Below are 17,685 nucleotides of genomic sequence, written 5' to 3'. Positions count from 1 at the left end.
AGCGAGCCTGAACAGGCACGCGCGATTCCGACGGGCCGAGGAGAGCAGAGATGGCGGACACAGGACAGCCCGTGCGGCTGTACTGCTTCGCGCACGCCGGGGCAGGAGTTTCGGTCTTCCACGGTTGGGCACGTAGAACCGGTCCGGGCGTCGAACCCGTGCCTGTGCTGCTGCCGGGCCGCGGGGGTCGGCGTCAGGAACCACGCCTGACCGGCCGTGACTCACTGGTCGCGCACCTGATGGACCGCATCAGCGTCACGGCCGGGCAGCCGTACGCGCTGTACGGGCACAGCCTCGGTGCGATGGTGGCCCACACCCTTACCCAGGCTCTGCACGAAGAAGGGATGCCACTGCCCGCGCTCCTCGCGGTGGGCGCCTGCCCACCCCCGGACGAGACCAGCAAGCTTTCCGACGCCTGCGAGAGCTCCGACGACGATCTGTTGGAGATGCTCCACATCATGGGAGCGCTGCCCGACGGCGCCGAAGCGCGGCGGTACTGGCGTCGTGCCTCGCTCCCTGTGCTCCGCGACGACCTGCGCCTGGCCGGTGCGCTACGCATCGCCGCCCGTACATCGGCGGCCGCGCACGGGCCGCTACCGGTTCCACTGCTCGCAGTGTCCGGGAACCGCGACCCGTTGGTGTCACCTGCCACGGTCGCCGGCTGGCGCAGGTGGAGTGCCGGGCCCGTCGCGACCCGCACCGTGGCCGGCGACCACTTCTTCGTGCGCGGTGGCGTGCTGCCTCGTCTGACGGGCCGAGCCTGCCGCGTCGTGCGGCGACTCGAGGCCGTAGCCGGGCGCGCGTCGGTGCCGGCCCCCGCCCCACAGCCCTGAAAGGTGCCGTCCGCCGGCGAACGGCCGGCCCGGCTCACCGATCCACAGGGACCCGAACCCTTAATCGTGCTCAGCACGAGGAGAGAGACATCATCATGCAGCAGCTCGACATCACGACCCTGATCGACCTTCTGCGCAGCAGCGGAGGCAGCGAGACCCATGAGCTGAACGCTGACGTGCTGGACATCGGGTTCGCCGAACTCGGTTACGACTCCCTGTCGCTGCTCCAGGTCACCGGCATCATCGAGCGCGATTCCGGTGTCACGCTCGACGAGGAGGCACTGGACGAGGCCGAGACCCCACGCCAGTACATCGTGGCCGTCAACAGGGCGCTGTCCACGCGCGCCACAGCCTGATCCAGACGGTCGGCAGAGGAAGACCGCACCCTGGGGCGGGCCCGCTGGGTCCGCCCCAGCCAGACGGGGCGAGGTCCCCTACGTCACTCCGGTAGCCAGTACTCAGCCTCCACGAAACATGGGGACCCGAGCAGCGGCGCGGGTACTCCCGGCAGATTCTCCCGCCGCAGCCCACGATGATCCGGTCTCCATCCGCAGCTGACCGTTTCACGAGTGGCATGGCCCACGGTCGGTCACGTGTGCCGGAGAAAGGAACAGACAACGATGCCCGAGACGGCCTTCCACCGCACGTCCCACCGTGTCGACATAACCGCGTCCGCCGGAGTCGTCTACGGAATCGTCGCGGACGCGGTGCGCTGGCCGCTGTTCCTCGCCCCGACGGTACACGTGGAGCAACTGGATTTGGAGGGTGCCGATCAGCGCCTGCGTATATGGGCGCTCGCGTACGGCGAGGTCACTTCCTGGGTCACCCGGCGCACACTCGACCCCGCCGCGCGACGGATCGACTTCCGTCAGGCGATGCCCGCACCACACATGCAAGGGGTGTCCGGCTCCTGGGTCGTCGAAGAGCTTCCGAAGGGCTCGTCTCGCCTGACCCTGCACCACGCCCTTCCGGTGTCCGCAGGACGCGGCGCCGGTGCCACCTGGCTGGAACTGGCCCGGGACACCGATCTCCGTGCCCTGTTGACGAACGTGAAACACCTGGCCGAACTCTGGACCACCCTCGACGAACGCGTCGTCGCGGTCGAGGACACCTTGCGCGTCGACGGGCCGGCCGAGCTCGTCTACGACTTCCTGTACAGGATGGAGAACTGGTCCGGACAGCTCCCGTGGCTGAGACGCCTCGATCTCATGGAAGAGACCCCCGGAATCCAGAAGATCAGAATGGATACGGCGACGGACGACGGCCGCACGCACACCGCCGAGGCCGTACGCGTGTGCTTCCCCCACAGCGGCCGGATCGTCTACAAGCTGACCGAGCCGCTCGCGTCGACAGCCGCGCAGACCGGTGAATGGTCGGTCGAGCCCGACGCGACCGGCGTGACCGTCGTCGCGCGGCACCAAGCGGTGCTGCACCGACAGGACATGACGGAGGCGCTGGGCACCCACGCCGACGCGACCGGTGCCCACCGGCACGCGCGCCAGGTACTCAGCCGGGACAGCACCGCCATCCTCCGGCTGGCCCGGCAGCACGCGCAGAGCGCCGTCCGCAGGATCACTCCGAAGTCATGACCGGGAGCCGCACATGCCCCCCTCCGCGGACCCCCCATCGAGTTCCCGGAACACCCTCGAACAAGCCGCCGGCACGCATGACCGGGCCACCGCGCTGCGGCGAGCTGCCCTCCTCGACGGGCTGCTCGGCGACCCCCTCGACCCGGGAAACCCGCACGGATTCACCGCACTGGCCGAGTTCGACAGGGACCGGCGTCCACCGGTGGAAACCGAGCAACTGCTCGCGGTGGCAGGGATGGGGAGCGAACTCGTCCCCGTCCGGCACGGGGGCACGTTGGCCCGTGCCGATCTGCTGATGCGGGTACTGCGTCCCGTGTTCCGGCGCGACGTGGCCCTCGGTCTCGGATGCATCTCCTCGTCGTTCGCCGCCTCGGCGGTATGGGCGGCCGGCAACGCCACCCAGCAGAGTTCGGTCGCCGCACTGCTGCTCGGTGGCGGCCGGATCACCGTCGTCCACCCAGGCCTCGGGCCGGCCGGTGGAGTGTCGCGGGACGGGTTCACCCTGCGTCGGCCGGCCGACGGGAGACCGGTCCTCGACGGCTGCAAGGACGTGATCATGGACGCCGAGCGGGCGGGCGCTTTCGTCCTCCACGCCGCGACCGCCACCACGGCCGGGCCCCACAGCCACTCCGCGCTGCTCCTCGATCCCGCCCGGCTCCCCGCCGGGCGCATGCGCCTGCTGCCGCGTGCGGTCACCCCGGGACTGCGCGCGGCAGTCTTCTCGGGCCTGCGGTTCACCCGGTGCCCCGTGCCCGAGGACGCGTTTGTGGGCCGCGCCGGAGAGGGCGTCGCCCTGGCCCTGCGCACGAACCACATCAACAGGTGTCTGCTCGCCGGCGCGGTGACCGCGGCGGTCGACCCGGTGCTGCGTTCGGCCGTGAGCGCCGCCACCGCGAACAGCGCCGCGTCGCCGGCCCGCTGTTGGCGCCGGCCGCTCGCCGGCGTCTTCGCCGATCTGCTCGCCTGCGACGCCCTGGCACAGGCATGCCTGCGGGCCGCGAGCCTGGTCCCCGAACGGGCTCACGTCCCGACCGTGGCGGCCACGTACATGATCTCGGCCCTGCTCGGGGACGCCCTGGACGAACTCTCCGCCGTCCTCGGCTCGGCGGGCCGGCAAGGCGATGGTCTTCCCCATGGCCTGCTTGCCAAGCTCACTCGCGACCTGCCCGCTGCGGGACTCGGCCGGGCAGGCGCAGCCGCGTGCCAGGCGGTGATCGTCCCGCAGCTGCGCACACTGGCGGACCGCTCGTGGTTCGTGGAGGCTGAACCGCCTCCGGGTCTGTTCGGGGAAAGCATCGACCTGCCGGGGCTGGATCACCGGCTGCTGACGTTCGCCGGGGACGCGGACTTCCTGGCCGCGTACCTGGCCGGTTCCGCCGAGCGGATCGCGTGCGCCCGGGCCGCCGACGGGCGAACGGCCCTGCTGGGGCGGTTCGCCGACGGATTCCTGGGCGAACTCCGCGTCCTGCGCGAGCAGTGCCGTGCCCTGCCCGGGCGGTTCGGAGCTTCGATGTCCGGCCCTTGGACAGCGGCGCTGAGCGATCGGTACGGGCTCGTCGTGACCGCGGCAGCCGTTCTGGGTACCTGGGAGGCCGAGGAAGACGGAGCGTCCTTCCTCGCCGACCCGGGCTGGGCGTTGCTCGCCCTGTCCCGCCTCGCCTACCGGGCGGGCATCGAGGTACCGAACCGACCGGAGGACTGCGTCACCGGCGTCCTCGACGAATTGCTGAGCCGCCATCGCACCGGCCGGGGCTTCGACCTCGACGGCGCGGAGCTGACGCGGTGAGGCACCGGAAACGCCTCGGGAAGGCCGGGGCGCCGCGCATCGCGCACCCCGTGCACATAGGAGGCCCGGGCGGCCCCTGGCAGGAACTCCACCGTGCCTGGGATGAGTGTGGCAGCGTGGTCGTCTTCACCACCTGGGGGGAGTGGTTGCCCGCTCTCGTCACCGAACCCCGGCTGCGCCACCTGCTCGGCCGCGACTGGCAGCGCTACCGGCGTACCGGCGACCCCACCGTGCGACATCGGTTCGCCGCCGCGAGGCTCCTCCTGAAACACACGGCGGCGGCTGCTCTGGAGACCGACGCCGCGGAACTGGATCTCGCTTACAAGATCGGCGGGCGCCCGCATCTGCGCGGCCTGCGCCAGATCGACGTGAGTCTCGCCCACACCGACGAACTCATCGTGGTCGGCATCAGCCGCACCGGGCGGATCGGCGTCGACGCGGAGCCGCTGTCACGTTCCCTCTCCCTCGACGTGATGCGCTCCCGCGTGTGCACGCCAGGCGAGCAGGCAGTCCTGGGAGCTGTCGAGGGCCCGGCCCTGACAGCTGCCATGCTGCGCCTGTGGACCCTGAAGGAGGCCTACACCAAGGCCCTGGGGCAGGGACTCCGCCTGCTCTTCACCGAGTTCGACATCCCCCACGTGATCGAAGGGGAGATCGCTACGAACGGTCACAGTGGTCTGCTCGCACCCGACGGTGCCCCGGCTGCCCTCGGCGCGTGGGCGTTCGGCGCCTACCGGGCCCTGGACCGGTATCTCGTCAGCGTGGCCTGCCACGACGCCGTTCCCGAGGCGCCCCCTGAGTTCGGCGGTGACGGCCTGTGCGACGAGGAGTCCATGAGCCTGGTGTCGCGACTGCTGTGCCAGGAGCCGTGACCGCTCCCGGACCCAGGGCCTCTGCGGCGATGGCGGGCGTTGTGCGCGGCGCGCTGCCTTGAGCCCACCTCCAAGAGGTCTTGAGCCCACCGTGTGACCGTGAACCGTCCGACATCACATCGAGGAGGACCCCTCGTGCCCGTACAGACGATCGGGTCCTCGGTTACGGAGAGGGATGTGGCCTTCTGGTCCAAGACCGCCGCTTTCCTGCGATGGGTCGGCCGGTCACTGGCCGCTGCCGGTGCCATATGGGTCCACGTCCCCCCACCCGATGACCCGGCCGGGCAAGGGGTGATGCTCCGGCCCCCGCCGGGCCATCCCGAACAGCTACGCCCCGACATCCCGCTCAGCGCGGAAGAACGGGACCTGGCACGCCGGCTTCTGAACCCGAAGGAGATCGCGTGATCACCGACACCGCCGCAGCCGCATCCGACCGGGCCGCCGAACTCGCCCAGCTCAAGGAGGAGGCCGTCGCCGGCCCTGACGAGCAGGCCACGGCCCGGCAGCACGCAAAGGGGAAACTGACTGCCCGAGAACGGATCGACCTGCTCCTCGACGAGGGCTCGTTCCATGAGATCGAGGCCCTGCGCAGGCATCGTGCGAGCGGCTTCGGCCTGGAGAACAAGCGCCCGTTCACCGACGGCGTCGTCACCGGCTGGGGAACGGTTCACGGGCGGACCGTGTTCGTCTACGCCCATGACTTCCGGATATTCGGCGGCGCCCTCGGTGAAGCGCACGCCACCAAGATCCATAAAATCATGGACATGGCACTCGCGGCGGGTGCCCCGCTGGTGTCGCTGAACGACGGCGCCGGCGCGCGCATCCAAGAGGGCGTCACCGCACTCGCCGGCTACGGCGGCATCTTCCGGCGCAACACCCTCGCCTCCGGAGTGATTCCGCAGATCTCTGTGATGCTCGGCCCGTGCGCCGGTGGCGCCGCCTACTCGCCCGCGCTCACCGACTTCATATTCATGGTGCGCGAGACCTCGCAGATGTTCATCACCGGACCGGACGTCGTCAAAGCCGTCACCGGCGAGGAGATCACTCAGAACGGGCTGGGCGGAGCCGATGTGCACTCCGCCGTGTCCGGCGTCGCGGCCTTCGCCCACGACGACGAGACCGCCTGTCTGGAAGACGTACGGTTCCTGCTCTCCCTGTTGCCGTCCAACAACCGTGAGACGGCGCCCCACCAGCCCACTGACGACCCGGCCGGCCGGCTCACCGGGGCCCTTCAGGAGATCGTCCCCGCCAACCCCAACCAGGCGTACGACGTGCGGGCGGTCATCGAGGAGATCGTCGACGACGGCGAGTACTTCGAGATCCAGCCGGACTGGGCGGCCAACGTCGTGTGCGCGCTGACCCGCCTCGACGGCCATGTGACAGGTGTCGTCGCCAACCAGCCCGCCGCCTTGGCGGGCGTGCTCGACATCCACGCCAGCGAGAAGGCTGCCCGGTTCGTGCAGTTCTGCGACGCCTTCTCCATCCCGCTGGTGACCCTCGTCGACGTCCCCGGTTTCCTGCCAGGTGTGGACCAGGAACACGGCGGTGTCATCCGGCACGGCGCGAAGCTGCTCTACGCGTACTGCAACGCCACCGTCCCACGCGTGCAGCTGATCACGCGCAAGGCATACGGCGGCGCGTACATCGTCATGGACTCGCGTTCCATCGGCGCCGACATCTCCCTGGCGTGGCCGACGAACGAGATCGCGGTCATGGGCGCCGAGGGAGCCGCCAACGTGATCTTCCGACGGGAGATCGCCGCGGCGGATGATCCGGACGCCGTGAGGGCCCAGAAGATCAAGCAGTACCAGACCGAGCTGATGCACCCTTACTACGCCGCTGAACGCGGCCTGGTGGACGACGTCATCGACCCTGCGGCCACCCGCTCCGCGCTCATCGGCGCGCTCGCCATGCTCCGGCCCAAGTACACGGACCTCCCCTCCCGCAAGCACGGCAACCCACCGGTGTGAAGGACGGGCGACGACCATGACGACCTGGCACATCACCAAGGGCGCCCCCACCGTGGAGGAGACAGCCGCCCTCACCACGGTTCTGGTGACCGTCCTGAGCCGCGTGGCTGCCGTCGGGCAGGCCGCGAGGACGACGCCGGAGAAGACCGGGGCCGGCTGGCACCGACCGGACCGTGGCCGGCACCCGTCCACCGGCATGTGGCGCGGCAGATGATCTCCGGCTCCACGCCCGGCTGCAGGCCCGTTCAAGTGCCGCTCCAGCCCGGGACGGAACCGTACCCATGGCACACCACGCGAACCGGACCCACGTCAGGAGAGACCCACCATGACCGACGCCAGGCTTGTCGGAACCTGGACCACCGAGCTGGAGGACGACGGCAAGTCCGTGTTCGGACTCGCATCCTTCACGGGTGACGGCGGCGTCACCTGCTACCAGGTCAACGCCAAGAACATCGGCCTGGGCAACTGGGAGTCCACCGGAAAGGACTCCTTCCAGTACAACTTCCACATCCTCGCCGTGAACCCGCAGGGCGAGCACGTCGGCGAGGCGCACGTCTTCGTCACCGGTGAGTTCCTCTCCGAGGACCACTGGGAGGGCACCGGCGGAGCCAACTTCTACTCACCCTCCGGCGACCTCCTGCGAGGCCACGAGGGCTCGAAGGTCGCCGCCCGCAAGTTCGGCGTCGACAAGTAGGCCGGGGCGCCGGACAAGCCCCGTACCCCGGACCGGTGACTCACGGAGGAAACACTCCCATGCTGCGCGATGAACTCAAAGGCGAGCTCGTTCTCCCCTCCGATCCGGGGTACCAGCTGGCCAAGCAGTTGCAGAACACCGAGTACGACTCGGTCACGCCCTACGGCGTCGCCTACTGCGCAACCCCTCAGGACGTCCTGGCCTGCGTACGCCACGCGCGGGAGACCGGTATCGCGGCGCACGTCCGGGGAGCAGGCCACAGCTTCAACGGCTGGTCCACCGGCACCGGCCTGGTCATCGACCTGTCCCGCATGAACCGAGCCGCGGTGGACGGCCCCAACGTCCGCATCGGGGCCGGCATACAGTCGCTCGACGCGCTCGACGCCCTCAAACCGCACGGCCGCCAGATCATCACCGGTACGTTCCCCACGGTCGGACAGGGCGGTTTCCTCAGCGGTGGCGGGCTGGGCTGGCAGACCCGCAAGTTCGGCGTCGCGAGCGACCACATCGTCTCGGCGCAGGTCGTCCTCGCCGACGGCCGGACCGTGCGCGCGTCGGCGGACGAGCATCCGGACCTGTTCTGGGCCTTGCGGGGCGGCGGCGGTGGGAACTTCGGCATCGTCACCCAATTCGAACTGCGCCCTGTCGACGCCCCGCGCCTGACCGGCTTCGAGACGCTCTGGTCCTTCAGGGACGCCGCCGATGTGCTGGCTGCCTGGCAGTCCTGGGCCGTCGAGGAATCGGAGGACCTCGGCACCTCCCTCGTGGTGCTGCCGGGCATCTTCGGGCCCGGCGGCGAGCCGGTCGTCAAGGCCTGGGGTGTGCACCACGGCGCGTCCGAGGAACTCGAACGCGCCCTTGACGCGCTCACCGATCGCGCGGGCGTCAAGCCCGTGCACCGCGAGGTCTCGGCGCCCGGAGCGTACGCCGACGTCATGCACGAGGCGCTGTGCGGGTCCAAGACCGTCCAGCAGTGCCACCGCACCGGTACCCACCCGGATGCGGTCGGCCACCGGCACCCCTACACCCGACAGGCCTACCGCCTCACCGGCAGGGCCGTCACGCGCACCGAGGCCGAGTCCCTGCTGCAGGCGTGGGACCCCGGCCTGGACGACGAGCGCTACCTGCTGTGCATCGCGCTCGGCGGTGCCGCCAACCGGGTCGGCCGCACCGAAACCGCCTATGTGCACCGTGAAGCCCAGTTCCTGACGGGCTTCCAGATGGCCACCCGCGACGCAGCGGCGGCCGCGCAGGGCCCGGCCGGGCTCGACGCGTGGGCCGACCGGTGCGGCGCGGCCCTTGCCCCGCTGGCCACCGGCTCCTACATCAACTTCCCCAGTTCCCGGACGCAGGCCGGCTGGGAGACCGACCACTACGGGGAGAACGCCGCCCGACTGCGCGAGATCAAGCAGGCCTACGACCCCGACGGCTTCTTCCGGCACGGCCGAAGCATCGACTCCGGCCGGAAGCGCGGTCAGCAGACGACGAAAGCAGGACGATGAAGACAGGACTGACGGACAAGGCGGTGCTCGTCACCGGTGCTTCTCGCGGCATCGGCCGGGCCACGGCTCTCGCCTACGCGGCGGAGGGCGCACGGGTTGCGATCACTTACCACTCCGACGAGGCGGGAGCGAAGGAGACAGCCGATCAGGTCGCTGCTGCCGGCGGCATCCCGTACGTGGTTCGCTACGACCTCGGTGACGAGGACTCCATACGGGCCGCGGTCGCCGCGGTGGGCGCCGAGTGGGGCGGGCTCGACGTCCTGGTCGCCGGCGCGGTCGAGTGGGGCGACGCGATTCCGCGGCCCGGCCGGCAGATGCCCGCCTTCGAGGACGTCCCGCCCCAGCAGTGGCAGCGGGTCCTGCGCACCTCCGTGGATGCCGTCTTCCACACGGTCCAAGCCGTGCTGCCCCTCATGCGCGGTCGGGAGTGGGGCCGCATCGTGCTGATCGGCGCCGGCCTCGCGGACACCGGCATGACGGGCGCGGGCGCATACGGAGCCGGCAAGGCCGCCCTGCACGGGCTGGTGCGCAGTCTCGCCTGGGAACTCGGCCCCGCCGGGATCCTGGTGAACGAGGTCGTGCCCGGTCAGACCCTTACCGAGAACGTGCTCACGCACGCCTCGCCGCCCTTTCTGGAGAACAAGGCCAGATCCCTTCCCTCGGGCCGGATGAACACTCCCGAGGACGTCGCGCGCACGGTCGTCTTCCTCGGCTCCGCCGCCAACGGAAACGTCCACGGCGAGGCCCTGCGTGTCACCGGTGGGCTGTGAAGCCCGTCTTGAATCCTCGCCCAGCCGTAACGCCCGGCCCACCGGCCGCACACCCAGGAGCTCCGATGACCGACACACTCGACGAGACGAAGACGCTGGCGGACGGACCCGAGGACGCCCCCGCCTATCCGATCGGGCGCACCTGCCCCTACCAGATGCCGCCCGGCTACGAGCAGCTCCGGGAGAAGGGCCCCATCTCCCGGGTCACCCTCTGGAACGGGCGCATCGCCTGGCTGATCACCGGCAACGAGCTCGGCCGCAGGCTGTTCCCGGACGGCCGGCTCTCCTCCGATGTCCTCGACCCGAACTTCCCACTGCTCGCGCCCCGGATCGAGGCCCAGCGCCAGCAGGCCGCCGCGCCCCCGCTGGTCGGCGTCGACGACCCGGTGCACGCCCGCCAGCGCCGCACGGTGCTGCCCAGCTTCGGCGTCCGCCAGGTCAACGCCCTGCGCCCGGCGATCCAGAAGTACGCCGACGAGCTGCTCGACAAGATGCTGGCCAAGGGCCCGGGCGTCACCGTCGACCTGCTCAGCGAGTACGCGCTGCCGATGCCGTCCGCCGTCATCTGCATGCTGCTGGGCGTCCCGTACGAGGACCACCACTACTTCGACGAGCGCTCGCGGCACGTGCTTTCCTCATCCGGCCAGGAGCAGGCGGCACAGGCGCAGACGGCCTTCACCGAGATCCTCGCGTACCTCGACGACCTGATCAGCCGCAAGCAGGCCGAACCCGGAGACACCCTGCTCGACGAGTTGATCGCCCGCCAGCTGGACGAGGGCAAGGTCGACCGTCAGGAACTCGCGATGATCGCCACGGTCCTGCTGGTCTCCGGCCACGAGACGACGTCCAACATGATCGCCCTTTCCACGATGGCGCTGCTGGCCCACCCGGAACAGTTGGAGGCGCTGCGCTCCGACGAGTCCCTGATGCCCCAGGCCGTGGACGAGCTGATGCGGTTCACATCCATCGGCGACATGCTGATGCGCGTGGCCAAGGAGGACATCGAGATCGAGGGCCACCTCATCAAGGCCGGGGACGGGGTGATCCTTTCGACGATGCTGATGAACCGGGACCCCGGCTCCTTCGAGGGCGCCGACGACCTGGACATCTTCCGGCCTTCCGGCCGCCACGTCGCATTCGGGTACGGCATCCATCAGTGCATCGGCCAGAACCTGGCCCGCGCCGAGATGGAGATCGCCCTGGCGACCCTGTTCCGCAGGGTGCCGACGCTGGAACTCGCGGTCCCCGCCGACGAGGTGCCGGTCAACGCGCCCTACGTACTCCAGGGAGTCTCCGAGCTCCCTGTCACCTGGTAGCCGCCGTGCACATCTCGGTCGACTCCGACCGGTGCATCGGCTCCGCCCAATGTGCCGTCACCGTGCCCTCCGTCTTCGAACAGGACGAGGACGGACTGTCCACCGTCATCCCCGGCCGTGAGGACGGCGGCGGCGAGCCGCTGGTGCGCGAGGCTGTCCGGGCATGCCCGGTGCGAGCCATCACCATCAAGGAGACGGAGGACGCGTGACCACGCGCCTGCCGGGCCACGTGAGCCCGGCAGGCCACCCTCGACGGCTCGGGGCACGGACGGTGCGGCGTCCGCGCCCCGAGCCGTTCTTGACGGAACCTCAAGTGGTCCCGGCAACGATGAATCCATGGACATTCGCAGCCTAGACGGCGACGATCCCGCCACGATCGCCCTCCTCCTGCCGGGCTTCCAGGAGACGATGAGCCTCGAACTGCCCGGCGATCCGCCGGTGTCGCAGGCCTTGCTGGCCCGGCTGCTTCAACGCCGCCACGGCGCCGACCGGATCGTGCTCGCGGCCTTCGACGGTGACCGGCCGGCCGGCTGCACCAAGCTCGGCCTCGACCTCGGTGTGCCGAACGGACCCGGCCACGGCTCGCTGTGGGTCTTCCCGTCCTGTCGCCGCCGTGGCGCGGGTACCGCCCTCGTCGATGCCGCTCGTGCCGAACTGCGCACCCGAGGCCGGGACCGCCTGATGGTCGACGCCCCCCGCACCCCGGCCGCGGAGGCCTTCGCCGCCACCTGCGGCGCCGAGCTGCACGGCACCAACCTGCGCAACCGGCTCTTCTTGAAGGGCCCGGCCCGTGCCGGCGTCGACGAGCTTGCCGACCGTGCGGTGCCGGGCCACCGGCTTGTCCACTGGAGCGACCGCTGCCCCGATGCGCTGGTCGGCCTCTACGCCCGCGCATGGGGTGCCCTGGACGTGCCCGTCAACGGCCAGGCGGAGGTCCGTGCCCCCACCTCCGCCGACGTCCGCTCCCGCGAGGCCGAGGCAGCGCGCGCCGGACACCGTCAGTACGTGACCGCTGCCGTCGACACGGCCACCGGCGAGATCGCCGGGTATGCCACCCTCTTCGTCCGCGACAGCCCGATGGCCGATGCGGGGGAGACTCTGGTCCTCACCGACAGGCGCCGCCAGGGCATGGGTACCTGGATCAAAGCCGGTCTCATCGCCCGGACCGCGGTCGAGAACCCCCACCTCGCCCTGGTGCAGGCGTGGAACGACGTACGCAACGACGCCGTCCTCGCTCTCAACCGGCGCCTCGGCTTCGTCGCGGACAGCTCCTGGTCGACGTACTCGGTCAAGGCATGAGCTCCCGAGGGAAGTTCGAGTTCTGGTCCACCGGTCACTGCCACGATCCGCACAGACCGGAAACCGCGAGAGGGGTTCTCTGTGAGTAGCAGCGGCGCACGTGTACTGATCGTCGGTGGCAGCCTCGTCGGCCTGTCCACCGCCGTCTTCCTCGCCCATCACAAGGTGCCGGTCACCTTGGTCGAACGGCATCCCAGCACCTCCATCCACCCCCGCGCGGTCGGCTACTACCCGCGCACCGCCGAGCTGCTGGCCACGGTCGGTGTGGAGGAAGCCGCCAAGGCCGCCGCCGCCGGCTTCGAGAAGCACAAGACCCGCGCGGGCGTCGAGTCCCTCTCGGGCAAGGTCTTCTTCGCCAAGGAGGAACTGGAGGGCGGAGACGAGCTCGCGGACCTGACCCCCTCCACGCTGCTGCTGCTGCCCCAGGACCGCCTGGAGCCGATCCTGCGCGCCCGCGCCGAGGAGCTCGGTGCCGACCTGCGGTTCAGCACCGAGCTCCTCTCCTTCACCCAGGACGACGAGGGGGTCAGCGCCGTCGTCCGCGGCGCCGACGGCAGTGAGACCGCTGTGGCAGCCGACTACCTGGTGGCGGCCGACGGGCCGCGCAGCTCCGTGCGCGAGTCCCTCGGGGCCGAGCGGGAAGGCCGGGGCGTGCTCTCCCGGCACGTGAGTATCGCGTTCGGCGCGGACTTCGGCGCAGTGCTGGGTGAACGCCGCTACAGCGTGGTCCACGTCGAGAACAACAAGGTCACGGGCATCCTCGTTCACGACGACACCCTCACCGAGGGCACTCTGATCGTCGGCTACGACCCTGCGAAGGGCGAGGGGCTGGACGATTTCACCGACGCCCGCTGCACCGAACTGGTCTCCGCCGCCATCGGCTCGGACGAGGTCGAAGTCACCATCCGCTCCCGTTTCCCGTGGGACATGGCGGAGCTGGTCACCGGCGACTTCGTGCACGGCCGTGTACTCATCGCGGGCGACGCCGCCCACCAGATCCCGCCCACCGGGGGGTACGGCGCCAACACCGGCATCGCCGACGCCTTCAACCTGAGCTGGAAACTGGCTTCGGTACTCGAGGGCACCGCCGGCCGTGCGCTGCTGGACACGTACCAGGACGAGCGCCGGCCGGTCGGCGTGTACACCGCGCAGCAGGGGTCACTTCAGCTCGCCGTACGGTCCCGGACCGCGACCGAGGAACAGCGGGCCGCCACTCACGACGCGATGCGCGTCACCATGGGACAGGCCTACCCTTCCGGTGCGTTCGTCGACGAGGAGGGCGCGGAGCGGCTGCCGCTGACCTCCGATCCGCGTGATCTGCGCGGCGAGCCGGGCACTCGCGCCCCGTATGTGGTGCTGGAGCGCGACGACGCGCCGGTGACCACGCTCGACCTGTTCGGCGACGGCTTCGTGCTGCTTGCCGGGGCCGAGGGCGGATCCTGGGCGGAGGCGGCCGCAACGGCTGCATCGGAGCTGGGTCTGGACCTCACCTTTCACCACATCGCACCGGCCGCCGGGGAGGGTGCGCTGACCGACGTGGAGGGCCGCTGGGCCGAGGCGTACGGAGTGGGCGCGGCGGGCGCCGTGCTGGTCCGCCCCGACGGCATCGTCGCCTGGCGTACACGTGAGGGCGTCCCCGCCGGTGAGCGGGGCAGGGCGCTCGGAGCGGTGCTGCGCACCGTTCTGGCGCGATGACCGGAGGTCAGCTGTGGGCGGAGGCACTCTGTGCCTGCGCGACCGAGTCGACGTACTTGATCAGCAGACGGGCGAGCTGCTGACGTTCGTCATCGGGCCAGTCCCGGGTGATGAACTCGAAGGCCGCCCGCTGATGCCGGCGGAAGGCCGCCAGCATCGCCAGTCCCTCGTCCGTCATCTGCAGGATCGTGCGGCGCCCGTCCTGCTGAGAGGCGGCGCGGATCAGATATCCGGCGGAGATGCAGTCGGTGACCATGCGGCTGGCCACGGAGGGGTCCACGGCCAGCCGCTCGGCGACGACGCCGACGGTGATCTCCTGCCCGTCGTGCTCGGGTCCCTCGTCCACGATGTTGAGCACCAGCGTCCGTGTCATGTCCTTCCGGGACACCGGACTCTCCACGTTCAGCGCTGAAGCACGGCGCAGCCGCGAGAAGGCCGGACCGACCGCGTCGAGCGGGTCCACGGCGGCCAGTGGGCCCTGCGTGGACGGGAGCTGGGTGGGCTTCTGCCTGGTGGTCGAGGTCTCCATGGCAAACATCCTAGGCGCGGCGATTGAGGACAGCGAGCATGTGTATGCTCGCAATCTGTTGCATGTTGTCAAGCATATAATTTTCCTCCGATCAAAACCACCTCCATCCCCCTGGAAGGATCGCAATGCCGGACACCAAGGACTTCGACTTCGACGTGATCATCGTCGGCGGCGGCCCGGTGGGCATGCTGCTCGCCTCCGAGCTCCGTATCGGCCGCGCCAAGGCCGTCGTACTGGAGAAGCTCACCGAGCGCACCCCCCACTCCAAGGCGTTCGGGCTGCACGCGCGCTCGCTGGAGTCCCTCGATCGCCGAGGTCTGGCCGACCGCTTCCGCGACGGTGCCCGCTCGTGGAGCAACGGTCACTTCGCGGGCCTCGACGTCTGGGTCGATTTCTCGCTCCTGGACAGTGCCCACAACTACGCCCTGCTCTCCGAGCAGACCCGGACCGAGCGCCTGCTCGAAGAGCGCGCCGAGGAGTTCGGCTGCACGATCCGCCGCGGCCACGAGGTCACGGCCGTCCGTCAGGACCAGGACGGCGCCGAGGTCGACGTCATCGGCCCTGAGGGGTCGTACACCCTGCGCGCGCAGTACGTCGTCGGAACCGACGGCGGCCGCAGTCTGGTCCGCAGGTCCGCGGCGATCGCCTTCCCCGGCACCGGTGGCCGCGTCACCGCGCGGCTGGCCGACGTCGTCCTCGCCGACCGTGAGAACGCCCCCATGGGCATGGAGCGCACCGAGCGCGGGCTGCTCTTCTGTGTGCCGCTCGACGAGAAGTACCACCGCGTGGCCACCTTCGACTTCGAGAAGGGCAAGGAAGCGGGCACCGAGCTCGGCTTCGAGGAGTTCAAGGACAGCGTCCGCGAGGTCTGGGGCGACGACATGGGCGCCTCCGAGCCGCGCTGGCTCTCCTGGTTCACCGACTCCGCCTGCCAGGCCGAGACCTACCGCAGGGGCCGCATCCTGCTCGCCGGCGATGCCGCCCACACCCACTTCCCGGTCGGCGGCCAGGGGGTCAACCTGGGCCTGCAGGACGCGCTCAACCTCGGCTGGAAGCTTTGCGCCGACATCAACGGCTGGGGTGGAGAGGGGCTGCTCGACACATACGACGAGGAGCGCCAGGAGCCTGCGCGTCAGGTGCTGGCCAACACCCGCGCCCAGATCGCGCTGATGAACCCCGACCCCTACGTCACCCAGCTGCGCGAGCTCTTCCAGGACCTCATGCAGAAGGATCAGGTCAACCGTCATGTCGCCGAGATGCTCAGCGGTGTACGAGTCCGCTACGACCTGCCGGGTCCCGCGCACCGGCTGCTCGGCGACTTCGCCCGCGACCTGAGGCTCAGGACCGAGGAGAAGGTCGAGACCCTCCCGAAGTTCCTGCGCCGCGGCAACTTCGTCCTGCTCGACCTGGCCGGCCGGCCGGAGATCGCCGAGGAGTACGAGAAGTGGGCCGCGCCGCTCGACTGGGCCGGCCGTGTCCTCCGAGTCGTCGCCGAGTGCGAGGACGAGCCGGAGCTGGCCGGTGTGCTCATTCGCCCCGACGGTTACGTCGCCTGGGCCGCGGACCGCAGTGCCTCGCCTGCCGAGATCGCCGAGGGCCTGCGTACGGCCATCGAGACCTGGGCCGGAGTCACCGACCCGACCCGTGCGGTCTTCAGCTGACCCGGTCGCCGTCCGTAAGGGACTGGCAAAGAATGCCCGCATCACTCAAAAGATGTGGACCGACAATCAAATGCATGCAAGCATGCACATGTATCCGGGCTGGGCGACAGCGACCCGCGACGGCCCGACGGAAACCTGTTTGGAGAAATCATGCGAATCATCCGCCACTACGAGCACGGCGCACCGTCCGTACTGCGCCTCGAAGAGGTGGAGAAGCCGCAGCCCGGGACGGGCCAGGTCCTGATCCGCGCCGAGGCCATCGGAGTCACCTTCGCCGAGGTCCAGCGCCGTCAGGGCATTCCGATCGGCGGCCACGCCGGGCTTCCCGGTGCGCCCGGCGGCGATGTCGCCGGCACGATCGAGGCGGTCGGTGACGGCGTCACCGGCTTCGCCGTCGGTGACCGCGTCGTCGGCGACATCGACCAGAGTGCCTACGCCGACTACGTCGTCGCCGGGACCGACTGGCTCATCAAGATCCCGCAGGACCTCGACGCCGCCGCGGCGACCCTCCTGCCCAGCCCGGCCCAGACCGCGTACCACGCGATCAGGGAAGCCGGCCGCCTCCAGCCCGGCCAGACCATCCTGGTCGACGCGGCCTCCGGCGGTGTCGGCCACCTGGCCGTCCAGATCGCCAAGGCTCTCGGCGCCGGCAAGGTCATCGCCACCGCCAGTACCCAGGCCAAGCTCGACTTCGCGCGCGAACTCGGCGCCGACGTCACCATCAACTACAGCGACGAGGACTGGACCGACCAGGTCCTCGCCGCCACCGACGGCCGCGGCGCCGACATCGTCCTCGAGACCGTCGGCGGCGACGTCCTGCTGAAATCCCTGGGCATCACCGCCCAGTTCGGCACCCTCGTCTTCTACGGTTCGGCCTCCGGCGACATCCCGGATCTGCCCACCCTCGCCCTGTCCCGAATGAAGAACGTTGCGGGCTTCAGCCTCTACGCGATGCTCTACAACAAGCAGGACGCCGTCGCCGAGGGGCGGCGCCACCTGTTCGAGCTCATCGCTTCCGGCCAGGTGAAGCCGATCGTGCACGACCGCCTTCCGCTCGACGAGGCCGTCAAGGCTCACGAGCTCCTGGAGGCGCGCGCGCAGCTCGGCAAGATCGTTCTCGTTCCCTGAGACGCCGCTGAGCAGGCGGCCGACCGGTCAGCCAGGACAGG

The 17,685-nt window shown here is 70.1% G+C and carries 18 protein-coding genes; 17 read left to right on the top strand and 1 reads right to left on the bottom strand.

What is annotated here, in order from left to right; translation table 11 throughout:
* The first annotated feature begins 50 nt into the window (after positions 1–50).
* The 15 genes from ACIP63_RS34885 (at position 51) to ACIP63_RS34815 (ending at position 14,326) form a co-directional block, all read left to right on the top strand.
* Positions 51–833 carry a thioesterase II family protein gene (locus tag ACIP63_RS34885; protein ID WP_401524051.1) on the top strand — a complete coding sequence of 261 codons (783 nt, stop codon included), beginning with the start codon at positions 51–53 and terminating at the stop codon, positions 831–833.
* A 95-nt stretch (positions 834–928) separates the two neighbouring features.
* Entirely contained in the window at positions 929–1,189 is a 261-nt protein-coding gene (locus ACIP63_RS34880; RefSeq protein WP_401524048.1) for an acyl carrier protein, read from the top strand.
* A 264-nt stretch (positions 1,190–1,453) separates the two neighbouring features.
* Positions 1,454–2,422: an SRPBCC family protein gene (locus ACIP63_RS34875; RefSeq protein WP_401524045.1), complete on the top strand. Its 969-nt coding sequence runs from the start codon at positions 1,454–1,456 to the stop codon at positions 2,420–2,422.
* Positions 2,423–2,435: 13 nt separating this feature from the next.
* Positions 2,436–4,208 (top strand): acyl-CoA dehydrogenase, encoded by a 1,773-nt coding sequence (locus ACIP63_RS34870; RefSeq protein ID WP_401524042.1) that lies wholly within the window; start codon positions 2,436–2,438, stop codon positions 4,206–4,208.
* Between the two features lie 116 nt (positions 4,209–4,324).
* A complete protein-coding gene (locus tag ACIP63_RS34865; protein WP_401524039.1) occupies positions 4,325–5,080 on the top strand; it encodes a 4'-phosphopantetheinyl transferase family protein in 756 nt (251 codons plus the stop codon).
* A gap of 135 nt (positions 5,081–5,215) precedes the next feature.
* Positions 5,216–5,485: a DUF6059 family protein gene (locus ACIP63_RS34860; RefSeq protein WP_401524036.1), complete on the top strand. Its 270-nt coding sequence runs from the start codon at positions 5,216–5,218 to the stop codon at positions 5,483–5,485.
* A complete protein-coding gene (locus ACIP63_RS34855) occupies positions 5,482–7,050 on the top strand; it encodes an acyl-CoA carboxylase subunit beta (protein ID WP_401524033.1) in 1,569 nt (522 codons plus the stop codon). The genes ACIP63_RS34860 and ACIP63_RS34855 overlap by 4 nt, the downstream gene beginning before the upstream one ends.
* A 16-nt stretch (positions 7,051–7,066) precedes the next feature.
* On the top strand, positions 7,067–7,264 hold the full coding sequence (locus ACIP63_RS34850) for an acyl-CoA carboxylase subunit epsilon (protein WP_401524030.1): 198 nt from the start codon (positions 7,067–7,069) through the stop codon (positions 7,262–7,264).
* A 111-nt stretch (positions 7,265–7,375) separates the two neighbouring features.
* Entirely contained in the window at positions 7,376–7,744 is a 369-nt protein-coding gene (locus tag ACIP63_RS34845; RefSeq protein WP_329239514.1) for a hypothetical protein, read from the top strand.
* A 59-nt stretch (positions 7,745–7,803) separates the two neighbouring features.
* Positions 7,804–9,246, top strand: coding sequence for an FAD-binding oxidoreductase (locus tag ACIP63_RS34840; RefSeq protein WP_401524027.1), 1,443 nt, complete (start codon positions 7,804–7,806; stop codon positions 9,244–9,246).
* Entirely contained in the window at positions 9,243–10,016 is a 774-nt protein-coding gene (locus ACIP63_RS34835) for an SDR family NAD(P)-dependent oxidoreductase (RefSeq protein ID WP_401524024.1), read from the top strand. Before ACIP63_RS34840 ends, ACIP63_RS34835 begins: the two co-directional genes overlap by 4 nt.
* 65 nt (positions 10,017–10,081) lie before the next feature.
* Positions 10,082–11,332 carry a cytochrome P450 gene (locus tag ACIP63_RS34830; RefSeq protein WP_329239523.1) on the top strand — a complete coding sequence of 417 codons (1,251 nt, stop codon included), beginning with the start codon at positions 10,082–10,084 and terminating at the stop codon, positions 11,330–11,332.
* Between the two features lie 5 nt (positions 11,333–11,337).
* Positions 11,338–11,541: a ferredoxin gene (locus ACIP63_RS34825; RefSeq protein ID WP_329239526.1), complete on the top strand. Its 204-nt coding sequence runs from the start codon at positions 11,338–11,340 to the stop codon at positions 11,539–11,541.
* 127 nt (positions 11,542–11,668) lie between these two features.
* Entirely contained in the window at positions 11,669–12,631 is a 963-nt protein-coding gene (locus tag ACIP63_RS34820; RefSeq protein ID WP_401524019.1) for a GNAT family N-acetyltransferase, read from the top strand.
* Positions 12,632–12,712: 81 nt separating this feature from the next.
* Positions 12,713–14,326 (top strand): FAD-dependent monooxygenase, encoded by a 1,614-nt coding sequence (locus ACIP63_RS34815; protein WP_401524015.1) that lies wholly within the window; start codon positions 12,713–12,715, stop codon positions 14,324–14,326.
* Positions 14,327–14,333: 7 nt separating this feature from the next.
* Here the strand turns inward: ACIP63_RS34815 and ACIP63_RS34810 are convergent, their stop codons facing one another.
* The gene (locus ACIP63_RS34810) at positions 14,334–14,855 is read right to left on the bottom strand and encodes a MarR family winged helix-turn-helix transcriptional regulator (protein ID WP_401524012.1); all 522 of its coding nucleotides are present in this window, start codon (positions 14,853–14,855) and stop codon (positions 14,334–14,336) included.
* A 125-nt stretch (positions 14,856–14,980) separates the two neighbouring features.
* Between ACIP63_RS34810 and ACIP63_RS34805 the strand changes: the two genes are divergently transcribed.
* Both ACIP63_RS34805 and ACIP63_RS34800 read left to right on the top strand, forming a co-directional pair.
* A complete protein-coding gene (locus ACIP63_RS34805; RefSeq protein WP_401524009.1) occupies positions 14,981–16,516 on the top strand; it encodes an FAD-dependent monooxygenase in 1,536 nt (511 codons plus the stop codon).
* A gap of 150 nt (positions 16,517–16,666) precedes the next feature.
* Entirely contained in the window at positions 16,667–17,644 is a 978-nt protein-coding gene (locus tag ACIP63_RS34800) for a zinc-binding dehydrogenase (RefSeq protein WP_329239540.1), read from the top strand.
* The last annotated feature ends 41 nt before the right edge of the window (positions 17,645–17,685 follow it).

It is taken from the genome of Streptomyces sp. NPDC088746 (assembly GCF_044751065.1).
Classification (GTDB): Bacteria; Actinomycetota; Actinomycetes; order Streptomycetales; family Streptomycetaceae; genus Streptomyces.
This window is presented reverse-complemented; position numbering and strand designations above follow the sequence as displayed.